This window comes from Clostridium nigeriense (assembly GCF_900086595.1).
Taxonomy (GTDB): Bacteria; Bacillota; Clostridia; order Clostridiales; family Clostridiaceae; genus Clostridium; species Clostridium nigeriense.
In genome coordinates, this window is record NZ_LT575472.1 from 2,141,483 (window position 1) to 2,164,810 (window position 23,328).

18 protein-coding genes and 1 other annotated feature (1 of these 19 running past the window's edge) are annotated in these 23,328 nt (G+C 25.9%); of the genes, 1 reads left to right on the plus strand and 17 read right to left on the minus strand.

What is annotated here, in order from left to right:
• Window positions 1-316: 316 nt before the first annotated feature.
• The 9 genes from BN6774_RS10280 to BN6774_RS10320 all read right to left on the minus strand — a co-directional run bounded on the left by BN6774_RS10280 (window position 317) and on the right by BN6774_RS10320 (window position 10,731).
• The gene (locus tag BN6774_RS10280; RefSeq protein ID WP_066893286.1) at window positions 317-1,735 is read right to left on the minus strand and encodes a DUF2828 family protein; all 1,419 of its coding nucleotides are present in this window, start codon (window positions 1,733-1,735) and stop codon (window positions 317-319) included.
• Between the two features lie 161 nt (window positions 1,736-1,896).
• Window positions 1,897-2,076 (minus strand): hypothetical protein, encoded by a 180-nt coding sequence (locus BN6774_RS10285; protein WP_066893288.1) that lies wholly within the window; start codon window positions 2,074-2,076, stop codon window positions 1,897-1,899.
• A gap of 84 nt (window positions 2,077-2,160) precedes the next feature.
• A complete protein-coding gene (locus BN6774_RS10290) occupies window positions 2,161-2,769 on the minus strand; it encodes an acetate uptake transporter (RefSeq protein ID WP_066893290.1) in 609 nt (202 codons plus the stop codon).
• Window positions 2,770-2,844: 75 nt separating this feature from the next.
• Window positions 2,845-3,963, minus strand: coding sequence for a DHHW family protein (locus tag BN6774_RS10295; protein WP_084766980.1), 1,119 nt, complete (start codon window positions 3,961-3,963; stop codon window positions 2,845-2,847).
• A gap of 17 nt (window positions 3,964-3,980) precedes the next feature.
• Entirely contained in the window at window positions 3,981-5,351 is a 1,371-nt protein-coding gene (locus BN6774_RS10300; protein WP_066893292.1) for an MBOAT family O-acyltransferase, read from the minus strand.
• 60 nt (window positions 5,352-5,411) lie between these two features.
• The gene (locus BN6774_RS10305) at window positions 5,412-5,885 is read right to left on the minus strand and encodes a DUF4358 domain-containing protein (protein WP_066893294.1); all 474 of its coding nucleotides are present in this window, start codon (window positions 5,883-5,885) and stop codon (window positions 5,412-5,414) included.
• Between the two features lie 83 nt (window positions 5,886-5,968).
• Window positions 5,969-7,885 carry an ABC-F family ATP-binding cassette domain-containing protein gene (locus BN6774_RS10310; RefSeq protein ID WP_066893296.1) on the minus strand — a complete coding sequence of 639 codons (1,917 nt, stop codon included), beginning with the start codon at window positions 7,883-7,885 and terminating at the stop codon, window positions 5,969-5,971.
• Window positions 7,886-7,980: 95 nt separating this feature from the next.
• Window positions 7,981-8,481 (minus strand): QueT transporter family protein, encoded by a 501-nt coding sequence (locus tag BN6774_RS10315; RefSeq protein WP_066893298.1) that lies wholly within the window; start codon window positions 8,479-8,481, stop codon window positions 7,981-7,983.
• 261 nt (window positions 8,482-8,742) lie between these two features.
• Window positions 8,743-10,731 (minus strand): hypothetical protein, encoded by a 1,989-nt coding sequence (locus BN6774_RS10320; protein WP_066893300.1) that lies wholly within the window; start codon window positions 10,729-10,731, stop codon window positions 8,743-8,745.
• A 154-nt stretch (window positions 10,732-10,885) separates the two neighbouring features.
• Between BN6774_RS10320 and BN6774_RS10325 the strand changes: the two genes are divergently transcribed.
• A complete protein-coding gene (locus BN6774_RS10325; protein WP_066893301.1) occupies window positions 10,886-11,866 on the plus strand; it encodes an alpha/beta hydrolase in 981 nt (326 codons plus the stop codon).
• A gap of 27 nt (window positions 11,867-11,893) precedes the next feature.
• Here the strand turns inward: BN6774_RS10325 and pyrE are convergent, their stop codons facing one another.
• From pyrE to BN6774_RS10365, 8 genes are all read right to left on the minus strand, one after another.
• Window positions 11,894-12,577 carry an orotate phosphoribosyltransferase gene (gene pyrE, locus BN6774_RS10330; protein ID WP_066893303.1) on the minus strand — a complete coding sequence of 228 codons (684 nt, stop codon included), beginning with the start codon at window positions 12,575-12,577 and terminating at the stop codon, window positions 11,894-11,896.
• Window positions 12,578-12,737: 160 nt separating this feature from the next.
• Entirely contained in the window at window positions 12,738-13,166 is a 429-nt protein-coding gene (locus BN6774_RS10335) for a hypothetical protein (protein WP_066893305.1), read from the minus strand.
• A gap of 111 nt (window positions 13,167-13,277) precedes the next feature.
• Window positions 13,278-14,750, minus strand: coding sequence for a glutamate synthase subunit beta (locus BN6774_RS10340; protein WP_066893308.1), 1,473 nt, complete (start codon window positions 14,748-14,750; stop codon window positions 13,278-13,280).
• On the minus strand, window positions 14,726-19,264 hold the full coding sequence (gene gltB / locus BN6774_RS10345; protein WP_066893310.1) for a glutamate synthase large subunit: 4,539 nt from the start codon (window positions 19,262-19,264) through the stop codon (window positions 14,726-14,728). Before gltB ends, BN6774_RS10340 begins: the two co-directional genes overlap by 25 nt.
• Window positions 19,265-19,354: 90 nt before the next feature.
• Window positions 19,355-19,918 (minus strand): ANTAR domain-containing response regulator, encoded by a 564-nt coding sequence (locus tag BN6774_RS10350; protein WP_066893312.1) that lies wholly within the window; start codon window positions 19,916-19,918, stop codon window positions 19,355-19,357.
• Between the two features lie 19 nt (window positions 19,919-19,937).
• The gene (glnA, locus tag BN6774_RS10355) at window positions 19,938-21,269 is read right to left on the minus strand and encodes a type I glutamate--ammonia ligase (protein ID WP_066893313.1); all 1,332 of its coding nucleotides are present in this window, start codon (window positions 21,267-21,269) and stop codon (window positions 19,938-19,940) included.
• Window positions 21,270-21,461: 192 nt separating this feature from the next.
• Window positions 21,462-22,634 (minus strand): aminotransferase class I/II-fold pyridoxal phosphate-dependent enzyme, encoded by a 1,173-nt coding sequence (locus BN6774_RS10360; RefSeq protein ID WP_066893315.1) that lies wholly within the window; start codon window positions 22,632-22,634, stop codon window positions 21,462-21,464.
• Entirely contained in the window at window positions 22,631-23,113 is a 483-nt protein-coding gene (locus BN6774_RS10365; RefSeq protein ID WP_066893317.1) for an Lrp/AsnC family transcriptional regulator, read from the minus strand. The genes BN6774_RS10360 and BN6774_RS10365 overlap by 4 nt, the downstream gene beginning before the upstream one ends.
• Before the next feature lie 48 nt (window positions 23,114-23,161).
• Window positions 23,162-23,328, minus strand: a binding site (T-box leader); it runs 84 nt beyond the window's last position.

Sequence of the window (23,328 nt, forward strand, 5' to 3'; positions counted from 1 at the left end):
ACTAAATGTAGTTTTTTCTTATCTTTATTAGATAATTCAATACTTAAAAGTCCTTTAATATCATCACTGTAATTAAAATCTTTATATTTATATGTTATTTTTCGCATTGTAGACATTTTTTCACCTCATTTTAATCCTTCTTAAGCCTTGATTTTATTATATCACAGCTATTTTTTACTTTCAATACTACGAAATACACTAAATGTATATTTAGCGAAATAATATTTGAGGTTTTTTGTTATAATATTTACATAATATTTAATACATATTAAATATTATGTAAAGTAAATAAAAATTGCAATGCTATTTGCATTGCTTAAATAATTATATCTTCAAAATTAGATTTCTTATATTTATCTAAAATAATTTGTGAATTACTAATTTCTTTAGATTCTATTAAATATGGCCATATTTTATTATTGTAGCCTGTAATATTAATAACATTATTAATATTAACTATAGAAAAATTAGAATACATATTTTTTAAATTCCATAATTTTATTCTAGGTAATTCTAATCCAGCTTTTAGCCACTTCATAACTAGATCTTCAGATATATTAAAGTTAATATTTTCTGTAGAATTATAAATGAAGAGCACGGATTTTGGCTTTGATTCATCATTTAAATTCTTTTTCAATATTGTGAATAATAACAAATCCAAAGCAGCTTCTAGGTCAATATTGAAATTAATATAGTTATTATATATAAGCTCAATATTTTTTATTAAACTTGATTCTATTAATTTATTAAATTTAGGATTTCTTTTATATGATATATAGTAATTTTTAAATGCGTTCAAATTTATTTTTTTGTATAAAAGGATTGAGAAAATTAATATACTGAAAACTTCATCACTTTGATTTTCATCCAATCCATTTATTATAAAAGTGTCTTCTATACTCTTGGACTCCTTAATTGTAATATTAAATATTAATTTTTCTAAATTGTTATTTATATTTTTCAACTTATTCTTATTTAAGATATAATGTATAATCTTATTTGGACATAGATTACTTCCTTTAATATTTTTGCTACAATAAATTGTATAGTTTTCATTATCATTTCTATACAATGCTTTTTTATATTTGTTTAAACTTAGTTTAGATATTTTTTCATAATCAATTTTTGAATATTCTTTTGAACTAAGATTAACCTCAATTAAATTTAATTTTCTTCTTAATGTTGATAATAACTTTCTATATTCTTTAGGCGTGTAATCTAATAGTACCCTTGTTTTAAGTCCCAACACTCTACTCTCTTTAGATGATGCATTTTCTGACTTTAACCACTTTCCTAAAGTTGATGGATTCTTAGAAAGTAGGTCTTCCTGGATTTGATATTTAAAAAGAGAAATAACATCCTTTTCTAATGGTGTATCAAATAAAGAATATAAATCATCCCACCGTCCATATTTAGGAATTATATTTAAATTATTTATTAATAGTTCTGGATAATCTCTTCCTAAATACTTTAATATTACTCTAAATATCCTACGCTCTCCTAACCCACTTTTTATGCTTCTAATAAAAAATAAAAATCTTATACTTTCATATTTATCTATAAATAGTATTTTCCTAAAAGAATTTATAATATCATCATCAGGAGCTTTTCTTAAGTAACTAATATTATCAATAAACTCTTCCATAGCCAAAACGGAGTTTGTTTCTTTATATTCCAACTCTATCTCAGAAAGTTTAAATAATCCTTCTCTAATTTTACTTAAAACTCCAGACATAGTTACCTCCTTAATTATTACCAAGACACATAGAAAATTATTATATAATAAAAGCTGTTAGTGTCTTATTCAAGATACTATATTTATGCGCTGTAAGTATCTTTGCAATACTATTTTATTGTAAACATTTTTATTTTAGAACACCTTAATACACTTCTTAATTATTTTGTAATTTTACTTATTAATTCATTTAAGATTAATTCGGATTTAGATATTCCATTTTTAAAATATCTTACTTGTTTATAATCTATACCATTAAAATTAAAGTCTAATACATCTACTCTTTCCCCTTCATATACTATAGGTTCTTTTTTTCCCTTTAAAAATATAGATATCTTCATATGTTTATTACTCCTTTTTAAAATAAAAATAGTGTTATAGTATACTATCACTATAACACTATTTTAAATAATATTGTATATTATTTACTTAAAAATATTAAAAGGCTTACCCACTGGTAAGAATACTTTACCAAAATGCTTATTTAATACATTTGCTCCACAACCATAAAACGAAACTAAGGCTATTCCTAATTCAGAATAAGCTGCAATATTATGAGTTAAATGTGGCATTATATTAAATGAGTTTAAAGTTAACCCTATAAATAGGAAATCTATTAATACAAATATTATAAATAATACTTTATTAGTTTCCATAGATCCAATTGTCATAAATATAGTAAATATTAAATAAGATAAAAATGCAAAACCTAATTGCTTACTATCTGCAGCAGCTGCTAACTTCTCTCCAAAAACACCATTTTGTATTAACCAAGTCATTCCCATGGCATACCAAAAGAATGCATATGCACCAAAGGCAGTGGCTCCAAAAGTATTATTATGTTTAAAATCATTTAAACATGCAACTAATTGAGCTGTTGCACCTAAAAATATAGCCCAAGGCAATACTAGAGAAACACCATTTGTTAATCCTAATTTTTGAGATGATGCTACTAATGTAATTACTGCTAATCCAAATAATCCCAATGCTGAAGGATCAGCAACTAAGATTTTTACTTCTTTTGTTCCTTCCATAATTTCCTCCTATGTATAAAAAATAGCCTTAAAAAGAGTATCAAATTATTGTGGTCTTGTCAATAAAATTTCTACTTAATATTTTAATTTTGAAAGATTAACATCTTCAGATAGGTTCTTTAAACTGTACATTATTAATACGTTATTAAATCTATTTTCTTTAAAAAAATTATTAAATCCTGTGGAATAACTCCTTAAATCAACTACATAGATTTCATTATAATTATTTATTAAGAATTGTATAAAAGAATTAGCATAAGAATCTTTTATTACTAATATTTTCGAATTATTTTTTATACTATCATTTTTTATTACCGTTAACCCATTATTTCCATTTAAAAAGGCTGAATATTTGTCACTACTTTCCCACTTATCATCATTATTAAGTCCTGAAACTTTTACTCCATCTATTTTTACATCTATATTCAAATTATCATAATATAAAATATAATCTTCTTTTGCATTAATTTTTTTACTTTTTGAAAAGTATGTCCCAAGAAAACCATCTACTCTGTTTTCTCTTAAATCAGTTATCTCTATAGGAGCAATATTATTAACTATAGCAAACTCCTTATAAGCTAAATAAGCTCCTAAAGATGTCCAATGATGATCTGTTTTATAATATATATATTGATCTTTGCTGTTTTTAAATGTATTTACAATATCTATAGATGTAGTATTCTCTAATTCATCAAATATCAAATTAATATTATTTATATAGTTTTCTTCATCAACCAAATCTACTCCATAAGGTAAGTATTCTTTATATATTGTAAAGGACTCTGGTATTATCATTATATTAAATTTAGAGTTGGAATTATTAATAAAACTTTTTAATGTATTAATATTCTTATATAAATTATTTTCATCAAGTTTTTCAAACTTATCAAATAAATAATGGTTTTTACCATAAATAATACCATTGTTCTCCTTCTTACCTAAAAGGTTTTCTGAAATTGATTTTAAATTTATCCATCTATTCCTTAATAAGAATTGATCGTTAATATAGCGCTCATAGTTTTTAAAAAATCTTCCACTTTTTAAATCGCTATAATAAAACTTAGGCTTCATCGCTAAAGATCTATTTTCATAATTTGAAAAAGAAATATCTTTATTAAAGATATCAATTATTGTAATTAAAATGATTAATGGTATTAATATAAATGTTATAGAATTTTCTTTTATCTTTTTCATAAAAACTTTAGCTCCTATCAAAATCTAAAATATAAAAACGGATTATAAGTACTATCAACTAAATAAGCTACTGATAATATAAAAATCGTAATAATTACTATAGATTTTATATTTTTATTCAATTTTGTATATATATTTAAAATTATAGGTGTTGAGCATATAAAACATATTATAAATACTAAGAAATAATTATTAATATAATAAATCCAATCTAAAGAAAAATTAAAGGAAAACATCCTCTTTATAAATGTAACTAACAAATTAATATCTTCTATTGCAAATATACTCCATCCAATTAATAATAAAAATATAGTATATATATGAGATGTTATTTTATGTTTATCAAGGTATTTCTTTAGAAATAATTTTTCTATGTAAATTAATCCAAAGAAATATAACCCCCATATTATGAAAGTATATTCTGCTCCATGCCAGAATCCGGTAAGAAACCATAGAATTAATAAATTTAAAAATAATCTTAATTTACCTACTCTATTCCCACCTAGAGGTATATATACATATTCTTTTAACCATGAACTTAAAGTTATATGCCATCTTCTCCAAAATTCACTTATACTTCTTGATATATATGGAAAATTAAAATTCTTAGGAAAATTAAAGCCTAACATTTTTCCAAGTCCTATAGCCATAGAAGAATAGCCACTAAAATCAAAGTACACTTGAAAAGCAAAAGCTAATATACCAAGCCAAGCTAAAGGCATAGATATGTCAAAAATATTTTTATTATATATTTCTGTCCAAAGTATGCCTATATTATTTGCTATTAACACCTTTTTACCTAACCCAATTATAAACTCTTCTAACCCTAGTTCAAATCTGTTTAAATCCACTTTACGTTCTTTAATTTCATTTCTTATATCTGTATATTTTACTATGGGTCCTGCTATAAGCTGAGGGAATAATGATACATAAGCTCCAAAATCTATTAAATTTCTTTCAGCCTTAAATTTCCCCATAAAAACATCTATAGTATAAGATAATGTTTGAAAGGTATAAAAGCTTATTCCTAGTGGTAAAGTCAATTCTATTTCTTTTAAAGAAATAGAAAAAATCATATTTATGTTTTCAGCGAAAAAATTATAGTACTTAAAGAAAAATAACATTCCAATATTAAAAAATATTGAGATAAGTAGTAAAAACACACACTTAACTCTATTATTAAAATTATTTTCTATTGCTATAGATACAAAAAAATCAACTAATATTGAAGCTATCATTAGCGGAAAGTACCTTAGCTCTCCAAAGGTATAAAATATTAAACTAAATAAAAGTAAGATCAAATTTTTATATTTTTTTGGAGTTATAAAATATATCAAAAAAAATATAGGTATAAATCTAAATATAAAAATTAAACTACTAAATACCATAATTAATCCTTTCTAAAAAAGCTAGATAAGAATAACTTCTTATCTAGCTAAAATTCTCTACTATTTAAAGCATTCATTTACAGCGCTCTCTGCTGCTTTTACATCTTCATTAATTAACAAAATTACATAGTTACCTTTTTCAGTTAAAATAGCATTTTCAGTTTTTTCTTTTTGATCTGGTAAATATGCATTATTCTTTTCAGTATCTAACATTTCTTGTAATGCTGCTTTTATAGATTCAACTTTACCTTCCTTAGCTTTAACTATAGCTGTAACATCTGCTGAATTCATTATCATAGCTTTAGTAATTGCAAAATCTTCAACATCATCTAAGTTTAATTTTGCTAAGTCTTTTGCCATTTGCTCATCTAATTCCATAGGCATTTGCATAGGAGCTTTTTCTTCAACTTTAGCAACTACGTCTTTAGCAGTTAATCCATCCTTAAGCTCTGCTCCCTTACTTTTACTTCCACCACATGAAACAAACAATGTACATAGTAGTAAAATACTTAAGCTTTTAATAATTTTTTTCATCCTTATTCTCCTTTTTATCTTTTTAAAAGATTTTATACACCAAAATTATACTATATTATTTCATTTTTAAAAAGAAGTATTTATTATATTTGATTATTTTTATATTCCTTAATTTTTATATCTATATCTTCTAAATACTCAAGCCTTTCATACCTAAATAAGAGTTCTTCTTCTAACTTCTCTTTTTCTTGTATTAATTCATTTAATGCACCATAATTTGAAGCGTTTTTAGCCATTTTATTTTCTACACCAGAAATATTACTTTCTAAATGCTCAATAATATCATATATTTCTTCAAATTCTTTTTGCTCTTTAAAGGTAAATTTAGGTCTATTATCCTTAGTCTTATAATTATTATCTACTTGCTTCTTTTCAATTTTACTATTTTTACTTATACTCTCATTAGGTTTTTCATATTCTTTATAAATTAAATAATCACTGTAGTTACCTACATATTGTTTTATAACCCCATTATCTTCATAAGAAAATATCTTATTACATAACCTATCTAAGAAATATCTATCATGAGAAACAATAATTACAACTCCTATGAACTCATCTAAAAAATCTTCTAAAATTTTCAAAGTCTCAATATCTAGGTCATTAGTAGGCTCATCTAATATAAGCACGTTAGGTGATTCCATTAAAACTCTTAGTAATTGGAGCCTTCTTCTTTCACCACCTGACAGCTTTTCTATAGGAGTATATTGTAAAATCCCATCAAAAAGAAATCTTTCAGCTAATTGCGAAGCTGTTATAGTATATCCATTTTCAGTGGGTATATTTTCTCCACCATCTTTAATATAATCTATAGCTCTTTGATTTAAATCCATGTGAGTGTTATCTTGAGAGAAGGCTCCTATACTAACTGTATCTCCAACCTCAATATTACCAGCATCGGGTTTTATAGTACCAATAATCATGTTAATTAATGTTGTTTTACCTGCACCATTCTTTCCAACTATACCGATTCTATCATTTTTAGAAAAGATATAGTTTAAATTATTAATTAAAATTTTATTATCATAAGCTTTTGATATATTATTAATTTCTATAATTTTTTTTCCTAATCTTCTACCTATAAAAGGTATTTCAATATCAGTATTTACTAATGTATATTCAGTATTGACTAAATCATCAAATCTTTGGAGTCTAGCCTTCTGCTTAGTTGTTCTAGCTTTTGCACCTCTTCTTACCCATTTTAGTTCTTTTACTATTAATTTTTGCCTTTTTTCTTCCTTAGTAGCTTCAACTTGTAACCTTTCAGCCTTCTTTTCTAAAAACTCACTATAGTTACCTTCGTATTGATACAAGGCTCCCCTATCTAATTCTAGAATTTTATTAGTAACCCTATCTAAAAAATATCTATCATGGGTTATCATAATTAATGCACCTTTCCTAGAGTTTAAATAATCTTCTAACCACTCAATAGAATCTGAATCTAAATGGTTAGTAGGCTCATCTAAAACTAACAATTCACATGGTGTAATTAAGGATGATGCCAAGAAAACTCTTTTCTTTTGCCCACCTGATAACTGAGACATTTTTTGATTGAAGTCTTTAATTCCTAGCTTTGTTAATATAGTTTTAGCATCGCTTTCTAAATCCCATAAGTTCATTGTATCTATCTTACTTTGAACTTTTATTAGCTTATTATTTAATGAAGAATCTGTAGAAACCCTATCTAATAAATCCTCATACTCCATTAAAAGCTTCATTTCTGGAGTATCACCCTTAAATATTTGTTCTAGAACAGTTGAATTATCATCATATGGAGTATCCTGAGCTAAATACTCTATCCTAATATTTTTTCCCTTAATTACCTTTCCATCATAAAATTCATCTCTTCCAGTTAAAACTTTAAGTAAGGTAGATTTTCCTGCACCATTTAATCCAATTAAACCTATTTTATCTCCATCATTTATATTTAAGTTTACATCTTTTAATAAAACTTTTTCGCTATAAGTTTTATTTATATTTTCTAAAGTTATTAAGTTCATATTTTTCTCCTTATTAATTTTATCTATTTGAGTATAAGTATATTTTAAATAAAAAAGTAAGCTTAGACAACTATAAAGTATCTAAGCTTACTTTTTTATTCAAGTGCTAATCTATTCCTATATCTATCAGTGATTATTTTAAAAACAGGAACACCTATTAAACTAACTACTACAAACTCTCCTATTCCAACTTGTAGCATTGTTAAAATAAGTGGTAATTCAAGTACGTAACTTAACATCCAACCAATTATAATTCCATTAAATATAGTTGGCCATAATGATGATATAATTAATGAGATAATCCTACCACTTACAATCTTAGCTGTAAGTGAAATAGCACTAACACTTAAGAATGTGGCAAGAGTACCAAAAATCAAGTCCATTATTCCAAGACCACCAAATAAATTTGCTAAAAAACACCCTAATGTTAGTCCTATTATGTATATTGGATCTATAAAAGCAAATAAAACTAAAATTTCTGATAACCTAAATTGTATAGGCCCATAGCTTATAGGAGCAAGTATTACAGTTAATACTGCATATATAGCAGCTATCAGTGCTGTTTTTACTAATCTTTTTGTTAAGTTTTCTTTCAATTTAAATCCCCTCCAATTTATTAAAAAAATAGAGGTACCTATAATATAGATACCTCAAATTTACGAACTTAATAAATGCAAAATTGTATGAAAAAATTAATAGAGGATTTATAATAACTAAACCCTCCAGAAATAAAATCACACTTAATATAAATTGCAATTAATTACCGTAGTTTTGTTTATAGACAGGAGGCTTCCGAACTGTCTTATTCAATTTACTTTATTATTATAGGTTATAACCTTTATAATGTCAAATATTTTCTATTCTTTAATGAAATTCTCAAGTTTATTTAATTCTTTAAATTTATCAATCCACCAATCCCTATACCAAATTCTATAAAATCTAATATTATTACTCTTGTAATTATTATATAAAAATATATCTTGAATTACTTCATAATTATCTTCATATATTGTTACAGGAGAAATTCTGATGAATATCTTTTGATTTCTACTAATCATTTCTATATGATCATCATTAACGTATATTTTCTCAGAGGGAAATTTATTGATTAAATACCCTTCTATATCTTTATATATCAAGTTATAATCAGTAGATATCTTATCTCTTCTACTTAGATTTAATAGATTGATTTTTTTAAAACCAATTAAATCATTATCTAAAGTAGATAAAATAATAATTTTTTCAGAGATTTTATTTAAATCTTCTAAATGTAATAAATCATTAGGATTATTAATTATGAATATTGTCCTTTTAAAAAAGAAATTTTCATTTATTAATTTCTTTATATTTTCTCCAGTGTAACTTGATATTACACAAGGGAAAAACTTTTTTAAAGCTTCATCACCTATATTATTTATATTCTCTTTTAATATAGGTGCCCCTTCCCTTAGTTGATTATCCCATATATTGTTTATACTGTTTAATATTAAAGAATTTCTTTTTGTTATGTCATCACAAATACTACTTATTATATCATCATAGTTTTTATAAATATTTAAAATATCCGAATATTTAGCTTCCTCTTCTTCTATTTCTAAATATAATTTAAAAGTAGGTATTAAACTAATTAATAAATTTATATCACTTTTTGTCTCCAAATCATTATAGCAATAATCTAAAATATCCATTTCAATATTAGATAACTCACCTATAAGTTTAAATATTTCCTCAGTATTATAAGCTGTATTTAATATTTTTTTATTAAAAGAAAGATATTCTTTTATATTATCTTCTCTTATTATTGAATTAATTATTTCATTGTAATTTTCTTCTTTTATAATTTCTTTTAAGAATAATAATTTATCTTTTAAATCCCTAATAATATTAAAATTATGAATATATTCTTCATAGATTTCTTTTTGATTAATTGAGTAAAGAGTCAAATTATGCTCTTCATCCAAATTTTCATATTTACAAAAAAAGTTAAACCATCTTTTCTTTTTATTTTTATTTAGTAGTATATAATTATATTTGAAATTAATTATATTAGCTAATGTCATTATATGCTCTTCATTAATGTCATTCTTATTAGTAATCTCGTCAAAGAAATCTTCAGTATATTTACTGTGAATTAATTTATATTTATCTATATCATTTAATATTATTTCCTCTAATTTATTTATACCATCTCTTAATTTATCATAATTAAAAGGTTTTTTTATGCAATTAAATATATCATTATCAATAAATCTTCTATATTTAATATAATATAAACTAGTATCTGAAGATAAAATACTATTACAAGCATTTCTTAAGTCATCATATATATAATTATTTAAAGGTTTTTTAATTCTAAATCTTTTATAAGACTTATCAAAAGATATATCATAATTTTTTATGCTTTCTGTTTCAATATATTTTTGTAATAAAGAAAGTTCATCTGTTTTACATTTACAAAATAAAGAATTTATTTTCATTAAGTTATCTAACCTTTTTAGGATACCTCTATTTATTAGTTTCACCTTACTAATAATAGTTTTACCTGTTTTATCATCTAAGTCTAATAATAATTTATTTATTCTATCCTTAATATTATAAGAACTTTGTAAATCTATAAGTCTAATATTAAGATTTTTAAATAACTCTTCATTTAACAAATTAAATTTTAATAAGTCTGAAAAAATCATAAGTTGTTCTTTATCAATTAGATAATAAGATGCTATTTCATTTATTATTTCTAATACTGAATTATCATCTATGTTTGTAATTAATAAATTGTCATCAGTATTATTTAGAATCATATTTGCAATATAATTAAGACTTAATAAGTTAATATTATTCTCCATAAGTTTATTTGTTGTAAAAACAACCTCCTCATTATATTTTAAAATTTAAATATTAATACAATATATTCATATAGTAAAAAATATATAATAAATTTCAATTTATATTTTAAATTTATGTCAATAATATAAATAATAAATGTAAGGAGTTGATAATTTGAAGAAGCTTTCTAGATTTTTAGCTGTATTTTTTGCCTCGCTAATATTAACTACCTGTAGTATATTTCTTTATTTTAAAAATTCTTTAATAATTATATATAGAGTTTATGAACAACTTAATAATAATAATGATTCAATAGCAACTTTAGGTCAATTAACAGATTATAAAGTAACTGAGGATATGGATATTAAAGGTTTAAAATATAAAAAATCTGATTCTAAAGAAGTATTTTTAGATATTTATACTTCTAAGAATAATAATACTCCATCACCAGTAATTTTATATGTCCATGGTGGAAGCTGGATATATGGAGATAATGGTATTCCCATTGGTCTAGAACCTATAATAAAAGCTTTTAATGATAGTGGTTTTACAATTATCAGTCTTTCTTATGAACTACTAAAAGAAAATACTCCAATTGAAAATCCTATTAAGGATGTAAAAGATTCAATTAGATGGATTTATAAAAATAAAGATAAATATAATTTTGATACTAATAATATTGGAGTTTTAGGAATTTCATCAGGAGCTCATTTAGCTTTAATGGCTTCTTATTCAAAGGATAATGAGTTTATAGGAGATACTGATCTATCAAATTATCCATCAAAGGTTAATTACATAATAGATGTGTTTGGACCTACTGATTTATCTACTTTAGATACTTCTTCTGTTGAAGATGAGTATAAATCAGAAATAGAAACTCTAATTAATTCACCGAATATAATTAATAATTATAGCCCTATTAATTATATTTCAAATTCTTCTCCTAGTACTCTGATAATACATAGTAAAACAGATGAAATTGTACCATATAAAAATGCTACAACATTATATGATTCTTTAGAAAATAAAAATTTAAATCCCAAATTACTTACATTAAATTCAGGATCACATTTTTTTAATGGATATAATAGCAATGAGATAATAGCTTTAATTTTTGAAGTATTAAAATTTATAGAAATAAATAAAGAAGGCTAATATTTTTAAATATTAGCCTTCTTTATATTATTTATGATATGTTACACCATACATATCATAATAAGCTTCTATAGCCGCTTTCATTTTATCATCAATATATACTTTTCCGTTTAATTCTTTATTATATAAGTATTCTACAACTTCTTTCATTGTAACAATTGAATATGTAGTTATTCCAAAATTTTCTTTAATTTCTTCTTGAGCAGATCTATCTGATTTACCCTTTTCCATTCTATCAACAGAAATTATAAGACCTTTAATATCCACTTCTCCTTGAGCCTTTAATATAGGAGCAGTTTCATAAATTGAAGTTCCAGCAGTCATAACATCTTCCACTATAACAACTCTTGTAGAATCTTTTAAATTTCCTCCTAAAAGTATTCCACCTTCACCATGATCCTTAACTTCTTTTCTATTTGAGCAATACTCTACATCTATATCATATAAATCATTAAGAGAAATAGCTGTAGTTACAGTTAAAGGAATTCCTTTATAAGCTGGTCCAAATAAAACGTCAAAATCTTTTCCAAAATGTTTATTAATAGCCTTTGCGTAAAATTCTCCTAATTTTTTTAATTGTTTTCCTGTAGTGTAATTTCCTGTATTTATAAAGAATGGAGTTTTTCTACCACTTTTAGTAACAAAATCACCAAATCTTAATACATTACTTTCTACCATAAATTCAATAAATTCTTCTTTATATCTTTCCATAATAAACATTCCTTCCAATATAAATATTAAATATATATATTATTTAAATATACATCCTAATAATTTTATCATTTATTTGTATAAATTACTAATATTTTTTAAAGAAAAAAGCATTAAAATACATTAATGCTTTTATAAATTATGAATATCTAAAAAATAATTATTCTCTAGCTTCTTTATTAAGCTGATAAAGTCTTTGTCTTTCTGGTAATGTTAGTTCTGTAGTACCCTCTCTTTTTTTAATTAATTTTTCTAACTCTTTAAATTTTTCTTCACCTAGTTTAGCTTTAATAACTTCAGACTTCATTAATTTTAGTTCATTTTTTTCTGTAATTGTTAGAACTTCTCCATTTTCAGCTTTTTCTCTTAAGCTTTTTACCTTTTCTTTTTGAACTTCATTTAAATAACCTTCATTTTTAGGAGTCCAAAAGTCATCAAATTTATCCTCTTTACTTATACATATGGAATAGTTATTAAATACTCTATATGCATTATTTTTATATCTAATCTCATCTGATTTACCTAGACTAATAGAAGATGTAATTATACTAGTTGAAATCATGCAAAGTAAAGTTAAATTTTTAAACATCTTTTGTGCCTCCTTTATAGATATTCACATTATTATTATATGAAGTTTTCTAATAATTAAAGAAAGTAATTTTTACTATAATAACTTTACATTATATCTAAATAGAATTTTTTATTTTAAATTTAAATATTCATTAATGCTTTTTGCAGCATCTAATCCTTCTCTTATTGCCCATACAACTAAAGATTGACCTCTCCTTGCATCACCACAAGCAAAAATTTTTTCTTTATTAGTTTTAAAATCATCATAACTAGCTTTTATATTATTTCTATTATCTAAATTTACTCCAAAAAAACTAGCTATATAATCTTCTGTACCTAAAAAACCCATTGCTAAGAGAACTATATCTACATCTATTACTTCTTCGCTATCTTCAATTTCTCTACATTTTAAATTTCCAAAATCATCATTATACCAATTTACTTTTATTAATTTAGCTCCTACTACATTATTAGAATTATCATATAAAAATTCTTTTACACTAGTACAATATCTTCTAGGATCTTTATCAAACAATTCAATTGCTTCTTCTTGACCATAATCTATTTTAAAAGTTTTTTTCCATTCTGGCCATGGATTATTCTCCAATCTATCTTCTGGAAGAGGATTTGTTATTTCTATTTGCAAGAGTGATTTACAACCTTGCCTTATGGAAGTAGCTAAACAATCAGTACCAGTATCTCCGCCTCCTATAATTAATACTCGTTTATCTTTACAGCTAATGTAATCTTTGCTTGTACATTTATTTAATACTCTCCTAGTGTTTTCTTTTAAATAATCTACTGCAAAATAAATACCTTTTGACTCCCTGCCACTAACATTTAAGTCTCTAGGTTTAGTAGCTCCTGTTGCAAGAACTATTGCATCATAATCTGTAAAAATTTTTGCTTTTAAATTTTCATTTATACAGACATCTGAATTTGTAAAAAAACTAATACCTTCTTCTTTTAAAATATTAATTCTTCTATCAACAATAGCTTTATCTAGCTTCATATTTGGAATACCATAAGTAAGTAATCCACCAATTTTATCTTCTCTTTCAAATACATCAACATTATATCCATATTGATTTAAATAATAACTACATGAAAGTCCTGCCGGACCAGATCCTATTACTGCTATATTTTTACTTTTCCTATTTTTAGGCGGATTGGGCTTAATATATTGATTTTCAAAGGCAAAATCAATTATAAACCTTTCATTTTCTTTAATTGTTACTGCTGGACAATTTATTGAAACTGTACACGCAGATTCACAAGGAGCAGGACAGACTCTTCCTGTAAATTCAGGGAAAGGATTTGTTTTTAATAATCTATCTAAAGCTAAAATCAAGTTACCTTTATATAGTAAATCATTAAATTCGGGGATTAAATTATTTAAAGGACAACCAGATACCATACCATTAATTATTATTCCAGACTGACAAAATGGAACTCCACAATCCATGCATCTTGCGCCTTGATTAGTTTGCTCTTCTTTAGAAAGTAACTTATGAAATTCATTGAAATTTTTTACTCTTTCTACTATACTTTCATTACTTCCTACTTTTCTTTGGAACTCTAAAAATCCTGTTGGTTTCCCCATTTAATCCCACTCCTTTCATAAAATGCAGCTAATAGAGCATCATCCTGAGATAACCCTTTATCTCTATTTTCATTTATTAAGCTTATAATATTTTTATAATCTGTTGGTAATACTTTTTTAAAGTATTTTATATAATTATCAAAGTCTTTCATTATTTCTTTAGCATAAGTTGAATTAGTTAATTCTATATGCTCAATTATCAATTCTTTAATAGTATTAATATCCTCTTCATTTACACTTTCAGTTTCAACAAGTTCTTTATTCAAATTAGATTCTAAGGATTGTTTTTTATCTAAAACATATGCAATTCCACCACTCATACCTGCAGCAAAATTAACACCGACTTCACCTAATACTAAAACTATTCCACCAGTCATATATTCACAACCATGATCACCAACGCCCTCAGCTACTGCAATTGCCCCTGAATTTCTAACAGCAAATCTTTCACCTGCAATACCATTAATAAACGCTTTACCTGATGTAGCTCCATATAAGGCAACATTACCAATTATAATATTGTCTTTAGTATTTAAGATACAATTTGTTGGTTTTTTAACAATTATTTTTCCACCTGATAATCCTTTCCCTAAATAATCATTACAATCACCGTCTATATTAATTGTTATTCCTTTTGGAATAAAAGCTCCTATACTTTGACCACCTGAACCTGTACAATTTAAAACAATAGAATCATCTTCTAATTTGTTATATCCAAATTTTTTTGTTATTTTAGATCCTAAAAGAGTTCCTAAAGCTCTATCGGTATTAGTAATATCAATATTAATAGCTAACTTTTCATTAATTTTAAAATGCTTATCTACCATCGGTATTATAAGAGCTCTATCTAAAGTAATCTCTTTTTCCTCAATATAGTTTTTGTTGAATTTATTTTTTGATATAAAAAACCTAGAATCATTAACTAATATAGATGATAAATTAACTTTACTTCTTTTAAATCCTTTTTTACTTTCTTTTTCTTTAAGTCTATCAAATCTTCCTATCATTTCATCTAATGTTCTAAATCCTAATTTAGACATATATTCTCTTAAATCTTGTGCTATAAAATACATAAAGTTAATTACATATTCAGGTTTTCCTTTAAATCTTTTTCTAAGTTCTTTATTTTGAGTTGCAATTCCAACTGGACAAGTATCTAAATTACATACCCTCATCATTACACATCCCAATGATACTAATGGTGCAGTAGCAAAACCAAACTCTTCAGCTCCAAGTAATGCGGCTATGGCAACATCTCTACCTGTCATTAATTTTCCATCAACTTCTAGTCTCACTCTATCTCTTAGCTCATTTAATATTAATGTTTGATGAGCCTCAGCAAGACCAATTTCCCAAGGTAATCCAGCATTTTGAATTGATGTTTTAGGTGATGCTCCGGTGCCTCCATCATGACCAGATATTAAAATTACTTTAGCTCCTGCTTTAGCCACTCCAGTAGCAACGGTTCCTACTCCAGCTTCTGAAACTAATTTTACTGATATATCTGCTTCATCATTTGCTTGTTTTAAGTCATAAATAAGTTGTGCTAAATCTTCAATAGAGTATATATCATGATGTGGTGGTGGAGATATTAAACCAACTCCTGGTGTAGCACCTCTAGTTTTAGCTATCCATGGATAAACTTTACTTCCAGGAAGCTGACCTCCCTCTCCTGGTTTTGCACCTTGAGCCATTTTTATTTGTAGTTCAGTAGCATTTACTAAATATTCAGATGTTACTCCGAATCTTCCTGATGCAATTTGTTTTATAGCTGACTTTTTTGAATCACCATTAGAATCAAGTATAAATCTCTCCCTATCCTCTCCGCCTTCTCCAGTATTAGATTTTCCACCAATTCTATTCATTGCAATTGCTAAAGTTTCATGAGCTTCCTTTGAAATAGAACCATATGACATAGCACCGGTTTTAAATCTTTTTACTATAGACTCAACACTTTCCACTTCATTCAAATCAATAGGATCACTTATAAATTTAAAATCTAATAAACTTCTCAAAGTAATAAAACTTTCATCATTATCTATTAATTTAGTAAATTCTTTAAAGGTTTCATAATTACTATTTCTAGTTGATTGTTGTAATTTATATATACTTAATGGATTGTATAAATGCTCTTCTTTATTCGATCTATATCTATCTTTTCCAAAAGAATCTAGTGATGTTTCATTAATATTTCTATATCTCTTTATAACTTCATCTTGAATTTCCTTTAATGATATTCCTTCAATTCTACTTATAGTGTTAGTAAAATATTTGCTTATAACATGATTATTTATTCCAACAGCTTCAAAAATCTGCGCTCCTCTATAGGATTGAATAGTAGAAATCCCCATTTTAGAAATTATCTTAACTAATCCTTTTAATATTGCTTTATTGTATTTATTTATTGCTTTTTCATAACTTTCTCTTAATAAATTATCATTAATTAGTTTATAAACTGCTTCATATGCTAAATAGGGATTAATTGCAGAGGCTCCAAAACCTATTAACGTCGCAAAATGATGAACTTCTCTTGGCTCTCCAGATTCAATGATTAAATCTATTTTTTTTCTTAATCCCTTTTTAATTAAATAATGATTAACAGCAGACACTGCTAATAAAGATGGTATAGGTATTATTTTTTCATTAACATTTCTATCACTTAATATAATAAGATTAAATCCGTGGCTAATAGCTATTTCAACTTCTTTACAAAGACAATCAATTGCATTTTCTAAATCATATTCATCATTTTTTTTACTGTAGGAAATAAAAATAGTTTTTAATTTAAAATTAGGATTTTTTATATTCTTAATTTTTTCCAAATCTTCATTTGTAATAATTGGTGAAGATAATTTAATTTTAGGTTTATTTTCACTTAATTCACCTAAAATATTTCCCGATGCTCCTATATAAGTAGTTGTAGATATAACAATATCTTCTCTTATAGCATCTATAGGTGGGTTTGTCACTTGAGCAAATAATTGTTTAAAATAATTAAATAGTAATTGAGGTTCTTTTGATAATATTGCTAGAGGTGTATCAACTCCCATTGAACTTAGCGGCTCTTCACCACTAATACACATAGGTAATATAGTATTATTAATATCTTCATAAGAATAATTAAATATCTTAAGCAATTTGCTTGTATCTAAGTTATTATTTTTAAGATTTGATTCTAAAGGTAAGCTCTCTATATTTAAAATATTTTCTTTAATCCATGATAAATAATCATTTCTTAAGTAATATTCCTTTTTAACATTTTCATTGCTTTTAATTTTTTTATTAATAGTATCAACTAATAATATTTTCCCTGGTTTTAACCTGCCTTTGTAAGCTATTTCTTCATTTTTTATGTCTAATGCACCAACTTCAGAAGATAAAATCAAATTATTATCCTTAGTTATATAATATCGTGCAGGTCTTAATCCATTTCTATCTAAGCTTGCTCCCATTATATCTCCATCTGAAAAAACTATAGCAGCAGGACCATCCCAAGGATCTATTAAAGTCGAATTATATTCAAAAAAAGCCTTTTCTTCTTTTGATATATATGGATTTTTTTCAAAGGGTTCAGGTATTAACATCATAATTGCTTCTTCAATATTTTTTCCATTCATAATTAAGAATTCTAAAGTATTATCTAAAATTGCAGAATCAGATCCCTCAGCATTAATAATGGGTAATACTTTTCTTAAATCATTTTTTAAAGCCCTTGATGATAAATTTCCTTCCATAGCTACTAAACTATTTATATTCCCTCTTAAAGTATTAATTTCGCCATTATGAATTATATATCTATTAGGATGTGCTCTTTTCCAACTAGGAACAGTATTTGTACTATACCTTGAATGTACCATAGTTATTGAAGATTCAACCTTAGCATTAGATAAATCAATATAAAAATTTTTAAGTTGACTAGCCAATAATAATCCCTTATATACTATAGTTTTAGATGAAAGGGAAACTATATATGCTTTTTCAGTAACTAATTCTTTTTCAAATCTTCTTCTTATTATATATAATTTTCTTTCAAAATCTTTTATATCTTTAATATCTACGGGTTTCTCTATAATTACTTGTTTAAAGCAAGGCATTGAAGAAATAGCTAAGTCACCTAAAACCGATTTATTAATAGGTACGGATCTCCAAGCTAGAATTTTAAGTTTCTCATCTTTGCATAACTTTTCAAATATGTCTATGCAAACTTTCTTATCTATAGGATCCTGTGGTAAAAAAAACATACCTATAGCATAATTCTCCTCTTTAGGAAGAATAACACCTAGTTTTTGTGCTTCTTCCCTAAAAAATCTATGGGGTATTTGAAATAATATTCCTGATCCATCACCAGTTTTTCCATCTGCTCCTGTTCCCCCTCTATGCTCTAAATTAATTAAAATATTAAGAGCATCATCTATGGATTTATGAGTTTTTCTTCCATCAATATTTGCTATAGCACCAATTCCACAAGCATCATGCTCAAAGGAACTTCTGTATAACCCTATATCATTGTGCATAAATATCCCCCTTTCATGAAATAGAAAGTTTATTTTACCTTCATAAGTAATATATAAATATAGTACTTATGAAATCTTTATATTAGGCAATTAAAATAAACCCTCTTTTTCATTTATTATTTTTTTTGAAAAATCTATAATTTTAATACCCTTATTCATACAATTTTTTTGTATATATTTATAAGCATCCTCTTCTGATAACATAAATTTATTCATTAATATTCCCTTAGCTTTTTCTATAAAAATTCTCTCGTTAATTTTAGTTTCTAATGATGATACTTTTTCCTTTAATTTTTTAACACGCTTTTCACCTTGGCATATAATTTCCAATGAATTTATTAATACAGAAGGATTGATTGGACTTGATATACAATATATATCTGTTTCTTCTTGAACAAAAGCTTTATAAGGTTCCTTTACTATAGCAAGAAAACTACATTCATCTCCAACACTTTCATAAATGTTAATTAAGTTCATATCTTTAAATTTATATCCGCTAATAACAATAGATGGAGAAAATTGTTTTATGGCTCTTATAAGCTCACTGCCATAGGTACACATCGTTACTACATTAAAGCCATTCGATGTTATGATAACTTTTATCTTTTGAGATATATCGTCATTATTTAGTGCAATAATAACATCTACTGCCATTTAAATTGCTCCCTTACAATTAAAATTGATTTAAATAATTATCTATTTCCCATTTATGCACTTTACTTCTATACTCATCCCATTCAGCTTTTTTAGCCTTAATATAATTATTAAAAGTGTGTTCTCCTAGAGTTTCTTTTACTAATTCACTTTCTTCCATATATCTTATAGCTTCTTCTAGACTTCCTGGTAAGCTTTCAATGCCTTCAGCATCTCTTTCATCAATACTCATTTTAAATATATTTTTTTCTACGCTTTCAGGTGGAAGTAAATTGTTTTTTATTCCATCTAGACCAGCTGCTAATAAGCATGCTAATACTAAATATGGATTTGCACTTGGATCAGGACATCTAAGTTCTACTCTTGTTCCATTTCCCCTTGTAGCAGGTACCCTAATTAAAGGACTTCTATTTTTAGCAGACCAAGCTATATAAACAGGCGCTTCATATCCAGGAACTAATCTTTTATATGAATTAACTAGTGGATTAGTAATTGCAGATATTCCTTTTATATTTTTAATCAACCCTGCAATAAAACTATATGCAGTCTTACTTAAACCTAATCTATCATTTTCATCTACAAAAGCATTTTTTCCATCTTTATTTAGAGACATGTTTATATGCATTCCTGATCCATTAATTCCAAAAAAAGGCTTTGGCATAAATGTAGCATATACCCCATGTCTTTGTGCTATTGATTTAACAACTAGTTTAAAAGTCATTATATTATCAGCTGTAGTTAAGGCATCTTCATATTTAAAATCTATCTCATTTTGACCTGCTGCTACCTCATGATGTGAAGCTTCAATTTCAAATCCCATATCTTCTAATACTAGTGTTATATCTCTCCTAATGTTTTCTCCTGCATCAACAGGGCTTAAATCAAAGTAACCAGCATTATCTTGAGTTTTCAATATAGGTTGTCCATATTCATCTGTGTTTAAAAGGAAAAATTCACATTCAGGTCCTACATTCATAGAATATCCTAACTTCTCTGCTTCTTTTAAAACTCTTTTCAATATATTTCTTGGATCTCCCTCAAAAGGAGTTCCTTCTGGCCTATAAATATCACAAATTAATCTAGCAACTTTACCTTGTTGAGGTCTCCAAGGAAAAATAACAAAGCTATCTAAATTTGGCCTTAAAAACATATCAGATTCTTCTATTCTTACAAATCCTGATATAGAAGAACCATCAAACATCATTTCATTATTCAATGCTTTGTTTAATTGTTTATCAGTAATTGCAACATTTTTTAGAGCCCCAAATATATCAGTAAATTGCAATCTAATAAATTTAACACCATTTTCCTCTACTAATTTTAGAATGTCTTCCTTTGAATATTTTGTCATTATAAACTCCCCCTTTTTAATAAAAAAAGCGCACAATAGAAATACATCTATTGAACGCCTTTGTTCAAAAACTACTTTTTATCATTATATTATTAAATTATTAATATTGCAACAATATTTTTTGAGTTTCCCATAAAAATATTTATTTCAATATCAAAACCACATACTTTATAAAGGTTTATTATTAAACTACTAATTAGCTTTGTGATTTTTCACAAATTTTTTTATTCGTTTAACAGCTTCCATTAAGTCTTCAGTAGAAGAGGCATAGCAAGCTCTAATATATCCTTCTCCACATTCTCCAAAGGCATTACCAGGTACTGCTAGCACTTTTTCCTCCATCAATAACTTCTCGCAGAATTCATCTGAAGTTAATCCTGTTGATTTAATACATGGAAATACATAAAGTGCACCTAATGGTTCAAAGCATTCTAAGCCCATTTCCCTAAATCCATTAACTAAAATCCTTCTTCTTCTATTATATTCTCTTGCCATTTCCCTAACACTATTATCACCATGTTTTAGAGCTTCTATTGCTGCATATTGTGCTGTTGTAGGAGAGCACATTATTGCATATTGATGAATCTTCTTTAATGAATCAATTAAAATAGGATGTCCACAAACGTATCCTAATCTCCAGCCAGTCATAGCATAGGCCTTAGAAAAACCATTAATAACTAAAGTTTTATCTTTTACTTCTTCAAAGTTTGCAATTGAATAATGATCCTTATCATAGGAAAGTTCAGCATATATTTCATCAGATAATATTATAATATCTCGATCTTTTAAAACTTCAACTATTTCCTTTAATTCATCCTTAGTCATAATAGCTCCAGTAGGATTATTAGGAAATGGAATTATAACTACTTTAGTTTTAGGTGTTATTGCTTCTTCTAATAGCTTTGCTGTAAGTTTAAATTCGTCTTCTTGTCTTAAGTTTATTGTTACAGGTGTTGCCCCACAAAATGTAGCACACCCTTTATAAGCAACGAAGCTTGGTTCAGGTATAATAACTTCATCCCCAGGCCCTACAAGAGCTCTTAAAGCTAAATCTATCCCTTCACTTCCACCTACTGTAACTAATATCTCATCATCAGGATTATACTTTAAATTAAATCTTCTATTTAAATATTTAGATATTTCCTTTCTTAACTCTATGAAACCGGCATTAGATGAATAATGAGTATGTCCTTTTTCTAAAGAATATATTCCAGCTTCAATTACATTCCAAGGAGTAACAAAATCAGGTTCACCTACTCCAAGTGATATAACATCTTCCATTTCATTAATTAAGTCAAAATACTTTCTTATTCCTGAAGGTGGCATATTCCTTACATTATCTAATATCATTTCTTCTAGCATCATATGAATATAGCCTCCCTGCTTTCACTTTTCTTCTCTTTAAATATCCTTCCATGATCTTTGTATTTCTTTAATACAAAATGAGTTGCAGTTCCTGTTACATACTCTTGAACCGCTAATTTTTCTGAAACAAATAAAGCAACTTCCTTCATTGTTTTTCCTTCTACTATTACAGTTAAATCAAATCCACCTGAAGACATTAAATAACAAGCTTTTACTTCATTAAATTTATAAATTCTTTCTGCAACCTTATCAAATCCAACGCCTCTTTGAGGAGTTATCTTAACTTCAATTAAAGCAGTTACAGTTTCTTTTCCTGTATTTTCCCAATTAATTAAAGTTGTATATCCTGCTATAATGTTTTTTTCTTCATAATCTCTTATAGCTTCTCTAACTTCTTCAACTGTCTTTCCAGCCATTGCAGCTATTTCTTCATCCTTATACCTACTATTTTTCTCTAATACTTCCAAAATATCATCCATTCCATATACCTCCTATAATTTGAAATAAAAAAAGTCCTTCATCCCATATAAAGGGACGAAGGACATGCTTCCGCGGTACCACCCTAATAAGTAATAAATTACTCACTCAGTATGAATATAATAAATATATTCATTTCTCTTTAACGGGAGAAAACCGTCAATACCTAATTAAGATAAATCTTATTTTTCAATACGAGATTCAAAGGCTGCTTTTA